Origin of the sequence: Curtobacterium sp. MCBA15_004, from assembly GCF_001865055.2 — a bacterium.
GTDB lineage: Bacteria > Actinomycetota > Actinomycetes > Actinomycetales > Microbacteriaceae > Curtobacterium.
The window spans coordinates 2,909,917-2,926,568 of sequence record NZ_CP126266.1; the positions used below are offsets into that span (position 1 = coordinate 2,909,917).

Here is a 16,652-nt window from a genome sequence, read left to right on the forward strand (position 1 = left end):
CTACTCGTCCACCGTGACGGGTTCGGCGTCCCACGCGCCGTACACGAGCTCGGTGTTCGACGCGATCTGCGCGGCGAGCATCGAGGCGTCGGTACCGAGCGTCTCGGCCATCGACCGCAGCGTGTGCGGGATCAGGTACGGCGCGTTCGGCCGGCCGCGGTACGGCGTGGGCGTGAGGAACGGCGCGTCGGTCTCGATCATCACGAGGTGCCGCGGCGCGACCCGCAGGGCGTCGCGGAGCAGCTCGGCGTTCTTGAACGTCACGGTGCCGGCGAACGACATGTACCAGCCGCGCTCGGCGCACAGGCGAGCCAGGTCAGGCCCGCCCGAGAAGCAGTGGAACACGGTCTTCTCGGGGGCGCCGACACGGTCGAGGACCTCGACCACGGCGTCGTGCGCGTCGCGGTCGTGGATCGTCAGCGCGAGGTCGTGCTCCTTGGCGATCCGGATGTGCTCCTCGAACGAGCGCACCTGGGCGGCACGGCCGTCCTCGCCCGTCCGGAAGAAGTCGAGTCCGGTCTCGCCGATCGCGCGCACCCGGGGCAGCGCCGCGAGCCGCTCGATGCCGGCCAGGTGCTCGGCGAGCAGCCCCTGTTCGTCGAGGACGGGTGCCTCGTTCGGGTGCAGCGCGACCGCGGCGAGCACACGGGGCTCGCGGGCGGCGATCTGCGCGGACCACTCCGAGGTCGCCAGGTCGGTCCCGACCTGCACGACACCGCGGACCCCGACGCTCGACGCACGGTCGAGGTGCTCGCGGTAGTCGAGCGGACCGTCACCGCCGTCACCGACGCCGTCGGCGATCTCCATGTGCGTGTGGTTGTCGTAGACCGGGACGACGAGCGCCTGCGGCAGCGGCGGGTAGCTCAGGTCGCGCTTCGACCCGCCCGACGAGCCGTCGCCACGGGCCCGGACGTGCGAGGCGTCCGCCGCGTCGGTCACGCCGCGCCCTGCTCGGTCGCCGGCTGCTCGATCCGCGGGAACAGTCCGCTCTCGAGCGGCACGACGGTCTCGGCACCCTGCCACTCCCAGGCACGGTCGACCCGCTGCTCCGCCACGGACCCACCGGCACCGATCGCGGCCCAGAGCTTCTCGGTGGCCTTCGGCATGACGGGCGACACGAGGACGTTCACGGTGCCGAGGCCGCGCAGCGCGGTGGTCAGCACGGTGCCGAGCCGCTCGCGCGCCGACTCGTCCTTGGCCAGTGCCCACGGCTCCTGCTCGGTGATGTACCCGTTCAGGGCGTCGACGAGCTCCCAGACGGCGGCGATGGCGTCCTGCGGCGCGAACGCCTGGATCGCCTGGTCGGCGCGCTCGGTGACGGACACCGCGAGGGCGTCGATCGCACGGTCGGAGTCGGTCAGCTCGCCGCGTTCGGGGACCGCACCGTCGAAGTACTTCTGCAGCATCGCGACGAGCCGCGAGGCCAGGTTGCCGAACCCGTTCGCGAGGTCGGCCGCGTACCGGGCGGAGATGTCCTCCCAGCTGAAGTTGCCGTCCTGCCCGAAGGTGATCGCGCGGAGGAAGTAGTAGCGGAACGCGTCGGACCCGAACGTGTCGGTGATCTCGGACGGGGCGATGCCGGTGAGCTTCGACTTCGACATCTTCTCGCCGCCGACGAGCAGCCAGCCGTGGCCGAAGACCCGCTCGGGCACGGGCAGCCCCGCCGCCATGAGCATCGCCGGCCAGATGACGGCGTGGAACCGCGCGATGTCCTTGCCGACGATGTGCACGCTCGGCCACAGACGCCGGAACGCCTCGTCGTCGTCGGAGCCGTACCCGAGGGCGGTGACGTAGTTCAGCAGCGCGTCGAACCACACGTACAGCACGTGGTCCCGGTCCCACGGGATCGGGATGCCCCAGTCGAAGCTCGACCGCGAGATCGACAGGTCGCGCAGGCCCTGCTTCACGAACGCGGTGATCTCGTTGCGGACGCTCTCGGGCTGGATGAACAGCGGGTTCGACTCGTACAGGTCGAGCAGGCGCTGCTCGAAGTCGCTCATCCGGAAGAAGTAGTTGCGCTCGGCCAGGACCTCGACCGGGATCGAGTGGATGGCGCAGACCTGCTGGCCCTCGTACGCGCCGGTGCCGGGGACGAGGTCGCTCGGCTGCTTGTACTCCTCGCAGCCCACGCAGTAGAAGCCCTCGAACTCGCCGGCGTAGATGTAGCCGTCGTCGTACAGCTTCTGCAGGAACGCGGTGACGCCGCGCTCGTGGCGCTCGTCGGTCGTGCGGATGAAGTCGTCGTTCGCCACGTCGACGGTGTCGAGCAGCGGCTTCCACGCGTCGTTCACGAGCCGGTCCGCCCACTCCTGCGGCGTGACGTCGTTCGCCGAGGCGGTGCGCAGGATCTTCTGCCCGTGCTCGTCGGTGCCGGTCAGCAGCCAGGCGTCGTCGCCCCGCTGCCGGTGCCAGCGTGCGAGGACGTCCGCGGCGACCTCGGTGTAGGCGTGCCCGATGTGGGGCACGTCGTTCACGTAGAAGATCGGCGTGGTGATGCTGAACGAGGACCCGGCGGACATGCGGACCATCCTACGGGCGGCCGCATGCCGCGTGACGCGCCCCGCGCACCACCTGTGGAGAACACGTCGCGCCCCGCGCGCCGCCTGTGGACCGGCGGACGGGAGGCGCGGGGCGGGCCCGCACCGTGCCTCCAGACCGGCCGTGGTCGCGACTAGCGCGCGGCGAGCGCGCCCTCGTACAGGTCGCGCTTCGAGAGCCCGGTCGCGTCCGCGACCGCGGCCGACGCCTCCTTCATGCGCGTGCCCGCGGCGACGCGTTCCAGGACGAGCCGGACGCCGTCCTCGAGCGAGACCTCGTCGACCGAGCCCGAGGCGCCCGCGACGACGATGCAGATCTCGCCCCGCACGCCGTCGGCGGCCCACGCCGCGAGCGCCTCGAGCGAGTCGCGCCGGACCTCCTCGTAGAGCTTCGTGAGCTCGCGGCAGACGACCGCCCGGCGCGTGGCCCCGAACCCGGCCGCCATGTCGGTCAGCGTGTCGGCGAGCCGGTGCGGCGACTCGAAGAACACCATGGTCCGCTGCTCCCCGGCGAGCGCCTCGAACGCGCGACGCCGCTCCCCCGCCTTGCGCGTCGGGAACCCCTCGAAGGTGAAGCGGTCGGTCGGCAGTCCGGACACCGCGAGCGCCATCAGCACGGCCGACGGCCCCGGCAGCGCGGTGACCGTCACCCCGGCGGCAGCGGCGGCCTCGACGAGCGGGAACCCGGGGTCGCTGATCGCCGGCATGCCCGCGTCGGTGAGCACGACCACGTCCTCGTCGCGCGCGAGTTCGACGACCTCCGCGGCGCGGGCGCGCTCGTTGTGCTCGTGCAGGGCGATGAGCCGCGGCCGGTTCTCGATGCCGAGCGCGCGCATGAGGTGCACGGCGGTCCTGGTGTCCTCCGCCGCCACGACGGTCGCGTTCGACAGGGTCTCGACGAGTCGGCGCGACGCGTCGCCGAGGTTCCCGATGGGCGTTGCTGCGAGGACGATCACCTCCCCATTGTGGTGGCAGGTCCGTCGTGGGGTCGATCCGTAGGATGCACTGCGATGACCACGGAGCTGACCGACGACCCGACGACCACGCCCGCCGGGCCGGTCGGCTCCCGCATCGACGACTGGTGGGGCCGGGTCCTGTCGACCTCGCGCCGGGTCGCGGTCTGGCGGTGGACCGGGCCGCTCGCGGTCACGCTCCTCGCGGCGGTCCTGCGCCTCGTCGGGCTCGGTCACCCGCACTCGCTCGTGTTCGACGAGACGTACTACGTCAAGGACGGCTGGTCGATCGTGCACCTCGGGTACGAGGGCACCTGGCCGGCGAACCCGAGCGGCGAGGGCGCCACGACGACCGACCAGCGCTTCGCCGCCGGCGAGACCGACCTGTTCACGAAGGCGGCCGAGTTCGTCGCGCACCCGCCGCTCGGCAAGTACCTGATCGGCCTGGGCATGCTGCTGTTCGGGGCGGACAGCTCCTTCGGCTGGCGCATCACGGTCGCCGTGCTCGGCACCGCCACGGTCCTGCTGACCGCGCTCATCGCCCGCTCGCTCTTCCGGTCCACCGCGATCGGCACCCTGGCCGGTTTCCTGCTCGCGGTCGACGGGCAGGCCATCGTGCTCAGTCGCGTCACCCTGCTCGACGGCATCGTCACGTTCTTCGTGGTGCTCGGTGCGGGAGCGCTGCTGCTCGACCGCCGGTGGGCCCAGCGACGGCTGGACGCCTGGGTCGCCCGGCGTCGGGAGGCAGGACGCGAACTGCTCTGGGGCCCGGTGCTCGTGTGGCGGCCGTGGCTCCTGGCGACCGGGATCGCGCTCGGGCTCGCCTCGGCGACGAAGTGGTCGGGCCTGTACTTCCTGGCGTTCTTCGCGCTGTACTCGGTGCTGGTCGAGATGATGATGCGCCGCCGGGCCGGCATCGCGTTCTGGTCGTCGAGCGCCTTCCTGCAGCAGGCGCCCGTGACGTTCCTGCTCACGGTGCCGGTCGCCGCCGTCACCTACCTGGCGTCGTGGACCGGGTGGTTCCTGTCGCGGGCGGGCTGGGACCGTGACTGGATCGGCTCCGGCGGACAGCGCTGGACGGGCGTGCTGGCGTGGGTCCCGGACTCGTTCCAGAACTGGTGGCACTACCAGTCCGAGATCTACGGCTTCAACATCGGGTTGCACACGCCGCACTCGTACCAGGCGAACCCGCTGCTCTGGCTCGTCATGCAGCGGCCCACGTCGATGTACTACGTCGGGACGGACGCCGGGCAGGACGGCTGCGCGTCCACCCGCTGCGGCGAGGCCATCACCGGGATCGCGAACCCGTTCGTCTGGTACGCGGCGGTGATCGCGACCGTGGCGCTCCTGGTGCTCTTCGTGCTGCGCCGCCGCTGGGAGTACGGCTTCGTCCTGATCGGCGTCGCGGGCGGCTACCTGCCCTGGCTGCTGTACACCGACCGCACGGTGTTCCAGTTCTACACGGTGGCCTTCGAGCCCTTCATGGTGATGGCGCTCGCGGCGGCGATCGGGCTGGTGGCCGGGTCGCGGGACGACCCGCGGCCGCGCCGCACGCGGGCACTGGTCTGGATCGGGGTGTACCTGGTGGTCGTCGTCCTGGCGTCGGCGTACTGGTACCCGATGTGGACCGGGATGCAGGTGCCGTGGGACTTCATCCGCTCGCACTACTGGGTGCCGAGCTGGTTGTAGCGCGCGTCGCGTCGCGACCGTGTTCGCCGGTCGGAGCACTGCGTCGCGACCGGCGGACGCCGGTCGGCGCCCGGTCGCGTCGCGACCAGGGGACGGCCGGGAGGCGCGGGGCGGGCCTGCCCCGCGCCTCCCGGCCGGTCGCCGGTCACGTGACGGGCGCGCGCCGCACGTCCGTCAGACGGTCGGCTGCATCGCGCGCTCGAGCGCGCCCCGGTCGAGCGGCGTCCCGACCATGTCGTCCGGCGTGCTCGGCGGCATGACCCCGTCGACGAGGACCTGCGCGTAGCGCTGCCACGCCTCGGGGTCGGCGTCGCGGGTGGCGTCCGCCACGGCACCGAGCATGGTCGTGAGCATCGGCAGGTCGCGGTAGTCGAACCCGGCGCGCACCACCCCGGCGTCCTTCGCGCGGCGGATGATGCGGTCGACCTGGTCCTCGAGCCGGTCGCGCTCGCGGGCGATCGACGGGCGCCCCTTGCCCGCGCGGACGATCGCGTCGGCGAGCGCGCGGTCCCGGGCCCGGAAGGCGAAGACGCCCATCAGGTACACGCGGAGGGCCTCACGCGGGTCGGACTCGGCGGCGGCCCGGGCAGCGGCCTCGTTGAGGGCCTCGAACTTGGCGGCGAGCAGTGCCTCGATCAGGGAGTCCTTGTCGGCGAAGCGCCGGTAGACGGTGCCGACGCCGACGCCGGCCTCGTGCGCGATGTCGTTCAGGGTGACCGAGATCCCGCGCTCCGCGAAGCACCGACGCGCGGTCTGCAGGATGAGCTCGCGGTTGCGTGCGGCGTCGGCGCGCAGGGGGCGCTCGACGTCGTGCGCGTGGTCGGTGGTGCTCATGGCCATGAACGTAACGGAACTTTCTGGGAACAAGTGGATGCGGTCGCTCCGTTTTGGTCTACAGTGTTCCGAAGCGGATGCCGCGCATCCGTTTCCCGGTCCACCAGACCACCTCCCCCTCCACCTTCTCGAAGGAGGCTGCCGTGACGGCAGAACAGACCGCGCCGACCCCGACCGGGTCGGCCCCCGCACCTTCCCGGAGCGCCGGCTCCGCTGACGGCCAGCCGCAGCACCGGTGGATCGCCCTCGCGGTGATCGCCCTCGCCCAGCTCATGGTCGTCCTCGACGCCACCATCGTGAACATCGCACTGCCCTCGGCGCAGGCCGACCTCGGCTTCGCGACCGACCAGCGGCAGTGGATCGTCACCGCCTACTCGCTCGCGTTCGGGTCGCTCCTGCTGCTCGGCGGCCGCCTCGGCGACCTGTTCGGGCGCAAGAACACCTTCATCATCGGCCTGGTCGGCTTCGCGGTCGCGTCCGTGCTCGGCGGCCTCGCCGACTCGTTCGGGCTGCTCGTCGCGGCCCGCGCACTGCAGGGCGTGTTCGGTGCCCTGCTCGCACCGTCGGCCCTCGGCATGCTCACGACGACCTTCCGTGACCCGAAGGAACGCGGTCGTGCGTTCGGCATCTTCGGGTCGATCGCCGGGTCCGGTGCCGCCATCGGCCTGCTGCTCGGCGGTGTCCTCACCGAGTACGCCTCGTGGCGCTGGTGCCTCTACGTGAACGTCGTGTTCGCCGTCCTCGGCGTGATCGGTGCGCTCGTGTTCATGGCCCGTCCGCCCAAGGTGGACCGCCCGCGCATCGACGTCGCCGGGGTGCTCACGATCACGGCCGGCCTGGTCGGGATCGTCTACGGGTTCTCGAACGCCGAGTCGAACGGCTGGGACGCTCCCGTCACGATCGTCATGCTCGCCGCGGGCGTCGTACTCGTCGCCGCGTTCGTGTTCATCGAGACCCGCGTCGCACACCCGCTCCTGCCGCTCCGGGTCGTGCTCGACCGCGACCGCGGCGGCTCGTTCCTCGCCATCGGCCTCGTGGCGATCGGCATGTTCGGGATCTTCCTGTTCCTGACCTACTACCTCGAGCAGACCCTGGGCTTCACCTCGCTCCAGACGGGCCTGGCGTTCCTGCCGATGCCGGCGTCGATCATGCTCTCCTCGACGCAGATCGGTGGGCGGCTCCTGCCCCGCGTCGGCCCCAAGGTGCTGGTGTTCGCCGGTGGCCTCGTGGCGGCGACGGGCCTGCTGCTCCTGCTCCGCACCGACCTGGACAGCACCTACGCGGGCACCGTCCTGCCGGCGCTGATCGTCATCGGTCTCGGCATGGGCACGATCTTCTCGTCCGCGATGAACACCGCGACCACCGGGGTGGCCCGCGCCGACGCCGGTGTGGCCTCGGCGACCGTCAACACCGCGCAGCAGGTCGGCGGCTCGATCGGGACGGCGCTGCTGTCGACGATCTTCGCCGACGTCGTCTCGAACAGCCTGTCCGGGCTGCAGGGCGCCCCGAGCAAGCTGCAGCAGGCGCAGGCGGTGCTCGACGGGTACCACGCCGCGTTCGCGATCTCGGCGGGCGTGCTCGTGCTCGTCGCCCTCGCCGGCGGGCTGCTCATCAACCGGCAGTCGGTGCGGCTCGCGAAGCTCGAGCACGCGGCGTCGACCGCCACGGGCAGCATCCCCGCGGCAGCGCACTAGCGGCATCCCCGCAGCGGGCGCACCAGCGGCATCCCCGCAGCGGGCGCACCAGCGGTGTCCCCCGAGTGGCGCACCTGGCGACCGCTCGACGCGGGGGCCGCTCCACGGCCCGGGCCGCGCAGAACCTCTGCGCGACCCGGGCCGTCCTGCTGCACGGAAGTTCGGATTCCGTGCGCTCCGGACGGCGCGGTTGCGCACTGTGTCGATCCTGCTGGGATGCGTCGGGGGCCGCGGATATCGTGAGCGCCATGTCCCCCGTCCTGACCTCGCCGCTCGTGTCCACGCAGTGGCTCGCCGACCACCTCGGTGCCGACGACCTCGTCGTGCTCGACGCGTCGGTGCACACGACGGGGACCGGACTGGCGATGAGCTGGCAGGACGCCCGCGACGCGTACGAGCAGCAGGGCCACGTGCCCGGTGCCCGCTACGCCGACCTCGTCGACGCCTTCTCCGCCCCGGACGCACCCGTCCCGTTCACCCGTCCCGGTGCCGAGCGGTTCGAGGCCGCGGCCCGGGCGCTCGGCGTGACGAACACCTCGTGCGTCGTCGTCTACGACGACAGCGTCGGCGAGTGGGCCGCACGGCTGTGGTGGATCTTCCGCGCGTTCGGCTTCGAGCAGGTGGCCGTGCTCGACGGCGGCTTCACGAAGTGGCGCGACGAGGGCCGCCCGGTCCGCGTCGGTGCCCTGCGCGCCGCGGTGGCCGTGCCGTCGGAGCCGTTCCTCGCGGGTGAGGAACGCGCCGTCTGGGCCGACCACGACCGGGTCCTGCGCGCCGTCCGCGGCGACGAGCCCGCCGCGATCGTCCTCGCGGCTCCGCGGTCACTGCTCGGCGACGACCACCCGGACGTCGTCCCGGGCAGCACGGTGATCACCACCGACGACCTGGTCGACCCGGTGTCGAACACGCTGCTGCGGCGCCCCGCGCTTGCCGAGGCGTTCCGGCCGGTCCTCGAGGCCGACGAGATCGTCACCTACTGCGGGGTCGGGAGCGCGGCGTGCGTCGACGCCCTGGTCCTGACCGTCCTCGGGCACGAGCACGTGACGGTGTACGACGGGTCGCTCGTGGACTGGTGGCAGCGGGAGCCGGAGCGGCTCGCGTCCTGAGTCCGGCCAGCGCCCGGTCCGGGCCGGGTGCCCGCCGGGCCGGACGAGCACGTCCGGTCCGTGCCGGGTCCGGACCGGGTGCCCTCCGGGCCGGACGAGCGCGCCGTCCCGGCCACGCGCCTCCGCGTCCGAGCCATCTGCACACCGTGACGAGCGCGCGGACCCGGCCGCGCGCATCCCGTCCGTCCCTCGTGCACGCCGTGGGCGGCGCGCCGGACCAGCCACGTGCCTCCCCGTCCCGGCCCGCGCCTGCTCGGGGCTAGCGTTGACGCCATGAGCACCAGGCGAGCCGTCGTCCTCGGCGGCACCGGCGGCATCGGCTCCGCCGTGGTCCGCGACCTCCTCGACGCGTCCGGACGCGGGGGTGACGACTGGCAGGTGGACGTCCTCGCCCGCCGGGGCGGGCCCGCCGCGGACGCCCTGACGGCGGCCGGCGCCTCCTTCACCGCGGGCGACCGTCGCGACACCGCGGTGCTGCGCGACCTGCTCCGTCCCGGGGCCGACCTGCTGGTGGACACCGTCGGCGTCACGCGCGACGACGCCCTGCAGCTGCGCCCGTACCTCGACGACGTCGGCTCGACGGTGTTCGTGTCGTCCAAGGCGGTCTACGTCGACGAGCAGGGTCGGCACGCGAACTCCCTCGACAAGCCGGTGTTCGGCGGCGCGGTCACCGAGCTGCAACCGACCGTGACCGCGGGCGACGGCGACCCGACCAGCCGTGACGGCTACGCGGCCGCGAAGGTCGCAGCGGAGCAGGTCCTGCTCGACCACGGCGCCCCCGTCACGGTGCTGCGCCCGTCGAAGGTGCACGGCCCGGGCACCGGCCGGCCCCGGGAGTGGTTCGTCGTGCGCCGCGCGCTCGACGGTCGGGAGCGGATCCTGCTCGCCGACGCGGGCCGCGGTGTCGACCACACGACCGCCGCGAGCGGCATCGCGTCGCTCGTCCGGCTCGTCGCGGACGCACCCGACCGCCGCATCCTCAACGTGGCCGACGAGGACGCACCGAGCGTGCTCGAGATCGTCCGCACGCTCGCCGGCCTGGTGGACCACCGGTTCGACGAGGTCCTGCTCGACCAGGACGCCCCCGGCTTCGTGGGCGTCACCCCCTGGAGCGTGCCGTCGCCGTCCGTGCTCGACACCACCGCCGCCCGAACGCTCGGGTGGCAGCCGCCGCGGTACGCCGAAGCGGTGCGCCCGACCGTGGACTGGCTGCTCGAGACCGCGCACGCGGTGCCCGCCGGCGGCGACGTGCCGTGGGCGGCGGACCCGTTCTGGGACCGCATGTTCGACTACGGGCCCGAGGACGCCGCGCTGGTCCTGCTGTCGCTCGGGCGCGGCTGAGTCGTGCCGCGGTCGGAGGTCCTGTTCGTCGGCGGACGTTCCGGCGTCGGCAAGTCGACGGCAGCAGCGGCCCTGCACGACCTGTTGTCCGCCGCGGACGTCCACCACGCGGTGATCGAGGGCGACGTGCTCGACCTCGCCTACCCGGCCCCGCACCTCGTGCACCCCGAGGCGCACCTGGCGGAGCGGAACCTCGCGGTGCTGTGGCGCGCGTACCGGGAGCTGGGGCACCACCGGCTGGTGTTCACGAACACGGCCGCGGTGCTCGAGCACGACCGGTTGGCCGCGGCGATGGGCGACGACCCGGTCGTGCACGTCGTGCTCCTCCGCGCGGACGACGACACGACCGCGGAGCGGCTGGGCCGACGGGCGGGCGGCTCCGCCCCGTCGGCGCAGCTCGCGCACAGCGCGGCGACGGCCGGGAGGCTCGACTCGGCCGTCGCGGACACGGTCACCCGGGTGGACACCGCTGGACTGTCGCCGTCGGACGTCGCGCGTCGGCTCGCGGCCGTCACGGGGTGGTTGCCCGCCTGAGGCGGGTCGGAGCGGCCCGGTGCGGCTGGGGCGCCCGCGCTGCGCGGGCCGCAGCCGCTCGCGGTGCCGTCGCTCGCGGTGTCGCCGACGCGGCTGGCGGTCCGGTTCCCCCGCGGTGCCTGTGGACGGCGTCGACCTGTCCACCGGTCCCGCTCCGCTCCCCCGTGTCCAGCGTCGGCGGGGCACGCTGGACGGCATGAGCGACAATCGACTCGGCAGTGCGGTCAGCCCGTACCTGCGGCAGCACGCGGACAACCCCGTCGACTGGCGGGAGTGGGGGCCCGACGCCTTCGCCGAGGCCCGCGCCCGCGACGTACCGGTGCTCGTCTCGGTCGGGTACGCCACCTGCCACTGGTGCCACGTCATGGCGCGCGAGAGCTTCTCCGACCCCGAGGTGGCCGAGCTCCTGCGACGGGACTTCGTCGCGGTGAAGGTCGACCGCGAGGAACGGCCCGACGTCGACGCGAGCCTCATGGCCTCGGCGAGCGCCTTCACGCAGCAGCTCGGCTGGCCGCTCACCGCGTTCACGACGGGCGACGCGCAGGTGTTCTTCGCGGGGACCTACTACCCGCCGGTCCCGGTCGGGCAGGTGGGCTCGTTCCGGCAGGTCCTCGCGGCCGTCCTCGACGCGTGGCGGGAGCGTCGGCACGAGGTCGACGCGAACGCGACCGCGATCGCGGCGGCGATCCGGCAGGGAGCCGAGGCGGAGGCGACCGCCCGTGGGGGTGGGGCCGACGGCGGCGACGAGCCGCGCCTCCCGACCGTCGACGCGATCCGGGCGGTGACCACGCAACTGGCCGCGTCCGAGGACACCACGTACGGCGGCTTCGGTGGCGCGCCGAAGTTCCCGAGCACGCCCCTGCTCGAGTTCCTCGCCGACGTCGCGGCCGACGGCGACGACGCCGCCCGTGCCCTGCTGGAACGGAGCCTGCACGCGATCCGGTCGACGGAGCTCACCGACGCCGACGGCGGGGTCTTCCGGTACGCGACGAAGCGCGACTGGAGCGTGCCGCACTACGAACGCATGCTCTACGACAACGCCGGACTGCTCGCCGTCGCCGACGCGGAGCAGGCCCGCGGCATCGCCGACTTCCTGCGGGACACCCTCCGCAGGGACGACGGGGCGTTCGTCGCCGCGCAGGACAGCGAGTCGACGATGGACGGTCGGCGGGTCGAGGGCGAGTGGTACCGCCTCCCGCTCGACCAGCGGGGACGGTTCGACCCGCCGCCGCTCGACGACCAGGTGTTGACCGGGTGGAACGGGCTGGCGATCCGCGGCCTCGCGATCGCCGGGTCGCGGCACGGTGACGACGAGATGCTCGCCCTCGCGCGGGGAGCGGCCGATGCGGTGCTCGCCGCCCACGTCCGCGACGGGCACGTGGTGGTGCGGTCCAGCACGCCGCGTGGTGCGTCCTCCGCCGCCCCGACCGTCGAGGACGTCGGACTCTTCGCCGAGGGGCTCCTCGAGCTCGCCCTCGTGACCGGTGACGTCACCCTCGCCGAACAGGCCCGCACGATCGTCGACGACGGCCTCGCCGGTCGCTTCACCGTCGACCCGGTCCTGGCCGGTGCCGGCACGGCGACGGGCGAGCAGCCGCAGACGGCGATGCGGTCCGGGACCGTGGCGCTGGCGTCTGCCGCGGTGACCCTGGCCGCGCTGACGGGCGACGACGCGTACCGCGACGCCGCCGCACGGCTCGTCGCGGACCGCGCCAGCACCGGGACCGAACGACCGCTCGGCCACGCGGACGCGCTCGGGGTCGCCCTCGCGCTGGGCCGTCCGTCGCGTGAGGTCGTCGTCGTGGCCTCCGACCCGGTCGACCCGATGCGCGCCGTCAGGCGCGACGCGAGACGGCCCGGGACGGTCGTCGCCCGCGTCACACCGGACCAGGCCGACCAGTGGGCCGAGGCCGGGTTCGAACTCTTCGCGGGACGCGGCGCGCTCGACCCCGCGGGCTACGTCTGTCACGACCGCGTGTGTGCCCTCCCCGCGCGTCGGGCCGAGGACCTACACGCGCAGCTCGTGGGCTGACGAGCCGCTCCTGCTCCGACGTGCAGTCCCGGGGCAGCACGGCTGCCCCTCCCGAACCGCTATCCTGGAAGGCTCATGTCTGCCACGCCCGTCATCACGTACCCGCCGGAACTGCCCGTCTCGCAGCGGCGGGACGACATCGCCGCCGCGATCCGCGACCACCAGGTCGTCATCGTCGCGGGCGCGACCGGTTCGGGCAAGACCACGCAGCTGCCGAAGATCTGCCTCGAGCTCGGTCGTGAGCACATCGGGCACACGCAGCCCCGACGCATCGCGGCGCGCACGATCGCCGAGCGCGTCTCCGAGGAACTCGGCGGCGAGCTCGGCGACCTCGTCGGCTACCAGGTGCGCTTCACCGACAAGGTCTCGGCGAACACGCGGATCAAGCTGATGACCGACGGCATCCTGCTCAACGAGATCCACTTCGACCGCGACCTCACCCGGTACGACACGATCATCATCGACGAGGCGCACGAGCGGTCGCTCACGATCGACTTCCTGCTCGGGTACCTCAAGCGGCTGCTCCCCCGTCGTCCCGACCTCAAGGTCATCATCACGAGTGCGACGATCGACCCGGAGTCGTTCTCGCAGCACTTCGGCGGTGCGCCGATCATCGAGGTCTCGGGCCGCACCTACCCGGTCGAGATCCGCTACCGGCCGCTCGTCGGCGACGACCCGGAGGACGCCGACGACGACACCGACTCCCGCACCGGCGACAGCGGCAACGCGGCCGACGACCGCGACGTGCTGCAGGGCATCACCGACGCGCTCGACGAGCTGGCGCGCGAGGACCCGGGCGACGTGCTCGTGTTCCTCTCGGGCGAGAACGAGATCCGCGACGCGCAGGACGCCATCGAGGGCAAGCGGTACCCGGGCACCGAGGTCCTCCCCCTCTACGGCCGCCTCTCCGCCGCGGACCAGCACCGGGTCTTCGAACGCCGCAGCACGCCGGGGATCCGCCGCCGGGTGGTCCTCGCGACGAACGTCGCCGAGACCTCCCTGACCGTGCCGGGCATCAAGTACGTCGTGGACACCGGCACCGCCCGCATCTCGCGGTACTCGCCGCGGGCCAAGGTCCAGCGGCTCCCGATCGAGGCGATCAGCCAGGCGAGCGCGAACCAGCGGTCCGGGCGTGCAGGTCGCACGAGCGCGGGCATCGCGATCCGGCTGTACGCCGAGGACGACTTCGAACGCCGCCCGGAGTTCACCGACCCCGAGATCCTGCGCACGAACCTCGCGGCCGTGATCCTGCAGATGATCTCGCTCGGCTTCGGCGACATCGAGTCGTTCCCGTTCCTGCAGCCGCCGGACTCCCGCGGTGTGAAGGACGGCCTCGACCTGCTCCGGGAGTTGCGGGCGGTGGACGCCGACGGTCGGATCACGAAGCCCGGACGGCAGCTGACCCGCCTGCCGATCGACCCTCGGCTCGGGCGGATGGTGCTCGAGGCCGGGCGACAGGGCGTCGGGCGCGAGGTCATCGCGATCGTCAGTGCCCTGAGCATCCAGGACCCCCGGGAACGCCCCCTCGAGAAGCGTGCGCACGCCGACCAGTTGCACGCCCGCTTCGCCGACCCGACGAGTGACTTCCTGACGCTCCTCAACCTCTGGAACCACATCGAGGACAAGCAGGACGAGCTGTCGTCGAGCGCGTTCCGTCGCCTGTGCAAGGCCGAGTTCCTCAACTACCTGCGCATCCGCGAGTGGCAGGACCTGTACCGGCAGCTCTCCCGCGCCGCCAAGCAGGTCGACGTCCGGATCGCCCAGTCCCGCTCCGAGGACGGCGACGCCGTGCACCGCTCCCTGCTCGCCGGACTGCTCAGCCAGATCGGCCTCCGCGACCGCGAGAAGCGCGACTACCTCGGCTCGCGGAACACCCGGTTCGTGGTCTTCCCGGGCAGCGTCCTCGCAAAGAAGCAGCCGGACGCCGTGATGGCCGCCGAACTCGTCGAGACGAGCCGGTTGTTCGCCCGGACCGTCGCGCGCATCGACCCCGCGTGGGTGGAGCCGCTCGCCGGTGACCTCCTCAAGCGCACCCACGGCGAACCACACTGGGAGAAGAAGCAGGGCGCGGCCGTCGCCTACGAGCGGGTGACGCTGTTCGGCGTCCCGATCGTGCAGCGCCGCCGCGTGCAGTACAAGCGCATCGACCCGGAACACTCTCGCGAGCTCTTCATCCGGCACGCGTTGGTGGAGGGCGAGTGGGACGGCCAGCAGGCGTTCGACCGCGACAACCGTCGACTCCGCAAGGAACTCGAGCAGCTCGAGGAACGCACCCGCCGCCGGGACATCCTGTTCGACGACGAGCGCGTGTACGAGTTCTACGACGCCCGCATCCCGGCCGACGTCGCGACCACGCGCGACTTCGAGGGATGGTGGCGCACCGCGCGTCGCGACCAGCCCGACCTGCTCACGATGCGCCGGTCGGACCTCCTCGACGAGGACGCCGCCGACGCCGCACAGGACGAGCAGGAGTACCCGACGCAGTGGCGCAGCGGCGACCAGCGCCTCGCGGTCCGCTACCGCTTCGAGCCCGGCGCGCAGGACGACGGCGTCAGCGTGCAGGTCCCGCTCGCGCTGCTCCCCCGGATGCGCGAGGAGGGCTTCGACTGGCAGGTCCGCGGGCTCCGGCGCGAGCTCGTCACGGCGCTCATCAAGTCCCTGCCGAAACAGATCCGCAAGAACGTCGTCCCCGCGGCCGACTGGGCCGAGAAGATCGTCGCCGAACTGCCCGACGACGCCCCCACCGAGCCCACCGAGTCGTTCCGCGCGACCCTCGCCAAGGCCATCCAACGCATGACCTACGTGACCGTGTCGGAGTCCGACTTCGACCTGTCGCGCGTGCCCGCGCACCTCCTGCCCACGTGGGCGGTCGTCGACGAACGCGGCCGCCGGGTCGAGTCCGGCAAGGACCTGTCGGCCCTGCAGACCAAGCTCAAGGACCGGACCCAGCAGAGCGTCGCCGCCGCCACCGCGAAGGGCGCGGCACGGTCGGGAGGCGCGGCTCGTGTCGCCGGGGCCGCCTCCGGCCAACAGGTGGAGGCGTCCGGCCTCACCGCGTGGCCGTCCCGCGACCTGCCGCAGGTGCTCGACACGAAGCAGGCCGGCGGCGTCATCCGTGCGTACCCGTCCCTCGTCGAGGAGGGCGAGGGACCGAAGGCGACGGTCGGCGTGCAGCTGCTCGCGACGCCGGGCGACCGCGCGGTCCGCATGCCCGGCGGTGTCCGTCGCCTCGTCATGCACGCGGTGCCGTCCCCGGTGTCGTACGTCCAGTCGCACCTGACGTCCCAGGAGAAGCTCGCGCTCGCGGCGAGCCCCTACCCGTCCACCGCGGCCCTGTTCGACGACGTGCTCGCCGCGGTCGTCGACGCCGGGATCCGCGCGGCACACCCGGACGGGCTCGTCTTCGCGAGGGTCGACTTCGAGGCTGTCCGCGACCGCGTGTCCTCGACCGTCGTCGACACGATGTTCACGGCGGTGTCCGAGGTCGCCGCGGTCCTCACGGCACACCGCGCCGCCGAGAAGTCCCTCAAGCAGGCCAACTCGATGTCCCTGCTGCCGGCCCTGACCGACATGCGGCAGCAGATGGAGCGCCTCGTCTTCCCGGGCTTCGTCGCCGTCGCCGGGCTCGACCGACTGCGGCGGATCCGCGTGTACCTGCAGGGCGTCGACGCACGGGTGCAGAAGCTCCTGCAGAACCCGGGGCGCGACGCCACGTGGATGCGCGAGGTCACCGTCGCGACCGACCGCTACACCGATGCGGGTGGGACCTTCCCGCCCGCGGTCGGCGCGCACCCGGAGCTCGTGCACGCGCGGTGGATGCTCGAAGAGTTCCGCCTCAGCCTGTTCGCCCAGGAGCTCGGGACGGCCGAGACGGTGTCGCTGCAGCGCATCACGAAGGCACTGACCGCCGCGCGGTGAACGGGCTAGCGTGT

The 16,652-nt window shown here is 72.8% G+C and carries 11 protein-coding genes; 7 read left to right on the forward strand and 4 right to left on the reverse strand.

Annotation, left to right across the window (positions count from 1 at the left end):
- The 3 genes from QOL16_RS13685 to rsmI form a co-directional block, all read right to left on the reverse strand.
- Window positions 1-939 (reverse strand): TatD family hydrolase, encoded by a 939-nt coding sequence (locus QOL16_RS13685; protein ID WP_175473029.1) that lies wholly within the window; start codon window positions 937-939, stop codon window positions 1-3.
- On the reverse strand, window positions 936-2,519 hold the full coding sequence (metG, locus tag QOL16_RS13690) for a methionine--tRNA ligase (protein ID WP_071246710.1): 1,584 nt from the start codon (window positions 2,517-2,519) through the stop codon (window positions 936-938). The genes QOL16_RS13685 and metG overlap by 4 nt, the downstream gene beginning before the upstream one ends.
- A 152-nt stretch (window positions 2,520-2,671) precedes the next feature.
- Window positions 2,672-3,493, reverse strand: coding sequence for a 16S rRNA (cytidine(1402)-2'-O)-methyltransferase (gene rsmI / locus QOL16_RS13695; RefSeq protein ID WP_065962613.1), 822 nt, complete (start codon window positions 3,491-3,493; stop codon window positions 2,672-2,674).
- Window positions 3,494-3,547: 54 nt separating this feature from the next.
- Between rsmI and QOL16_RS13700 the strand changes: the two genes are divergently transcribed.
- Window positions 3,548-5,179 (forward strand): dolichyl-phosphate-mannose--protein mannosyltransferase, encoded by a 1,632-nt coding sequence (locus tag QOL16_RS13700; protein WP_065962614.1) that lies wholly within the window; start codon window positions 3,548-3,550, stop codon window positions 5,177-5,179.
- Between the two features lie 174 nt (window positions 5,180-5,353).
- Here QOL16_RS13700 and QOL16_RS13705 read toward each other — a convergent pair whose 3' ends face one another.
- Window positions 5,354-6,013, reverse strand: coding sequence for a TetR/AcrR family transcriptional regulator (locus QOL16_RS13705; RefSeq protein WP_175473825.1), 660 nt, complete (start codon window positions 6,011-6,013; stop codon window positions 5,354-5,356).
- Window positions 6,014-6,090: 77 nt separating this feature from the next.
- Between QOL16_RS13705 and QOL16_RS13710 the strand changes: the two genes are divergently transcribed.
- From QOL16_RS13710 to hrpA, 6 genes are all read left to right on the forward strand, one after another.
- Complete coding sequence (locus QOL16_RS13710) at window positions 6,091-7,707, forward strand: MFS transporter (protein ID WP_305410979.1); 1,617 nt, start codon at window positions 6,091-6,093, stop codon at window positions 7,705-7,707.
- A gap of 248 nt (window positions 7,708-7,955) precedes the next feature.
- Complete coding sequence (locus QOL16_RS13715) at window positions 7,956-8,813, forward strand: sulfurtransferase (protein WP_071282234.1); 858 nt, start codon at window positions 7,956-7,958, stop codon at window positions 8,811-8,813.
- 273 nt (window positions 8,814-9,086) lie between these two features.
- Entirely contained in the window at window positions 9,087-10,154 is a 1,068-nt protein-coding gene (locus QOL16_RS13720) for an NAD(P)-dependent oxidoreductase (protein ID WP_071282235.1), read from the forward strand.
- A gap of 3 nt (window positions 10,155-10,157) precedes the next feature.
- A complete protein-coding gene (locus tag QOL16_RS13725) occupies window positions 10,158-10,688 on the forward strand; it encodes an ATPase (protein ID WP_071282237.1) in 531 nt (176 codons plus the stop codon).
- A gap of 196 nt (window positions 10,689-10,884) precedes the next feature.
- A complete protein-coding gene (locus QOL16_RS13730) occupies window positions 10,885-12,720 on the forward strand; it encodes a thioredoxin domain-containing protein (protein WP_071282382.1) in 1,836 nt (611 codons plus the stop codon).
- A gap of 75 nt (window positions 12,721-12,795) precedes the next feature.
- Window positions 12,796-16,638 (forward strand): ATP-dependent RNA helicase HrpA, encoded by a 3,843-nt coding sequence (gene hrpA / locus QOL16_RS13735; RefSeq protein WP_071282239.1) that lies wholly within the window; start codon window positions 12,796-12,798, stop codon window positions 16,636-16,638.
- Window positions 16,639-16,652 lie beyond the last annotated feature (14 nt).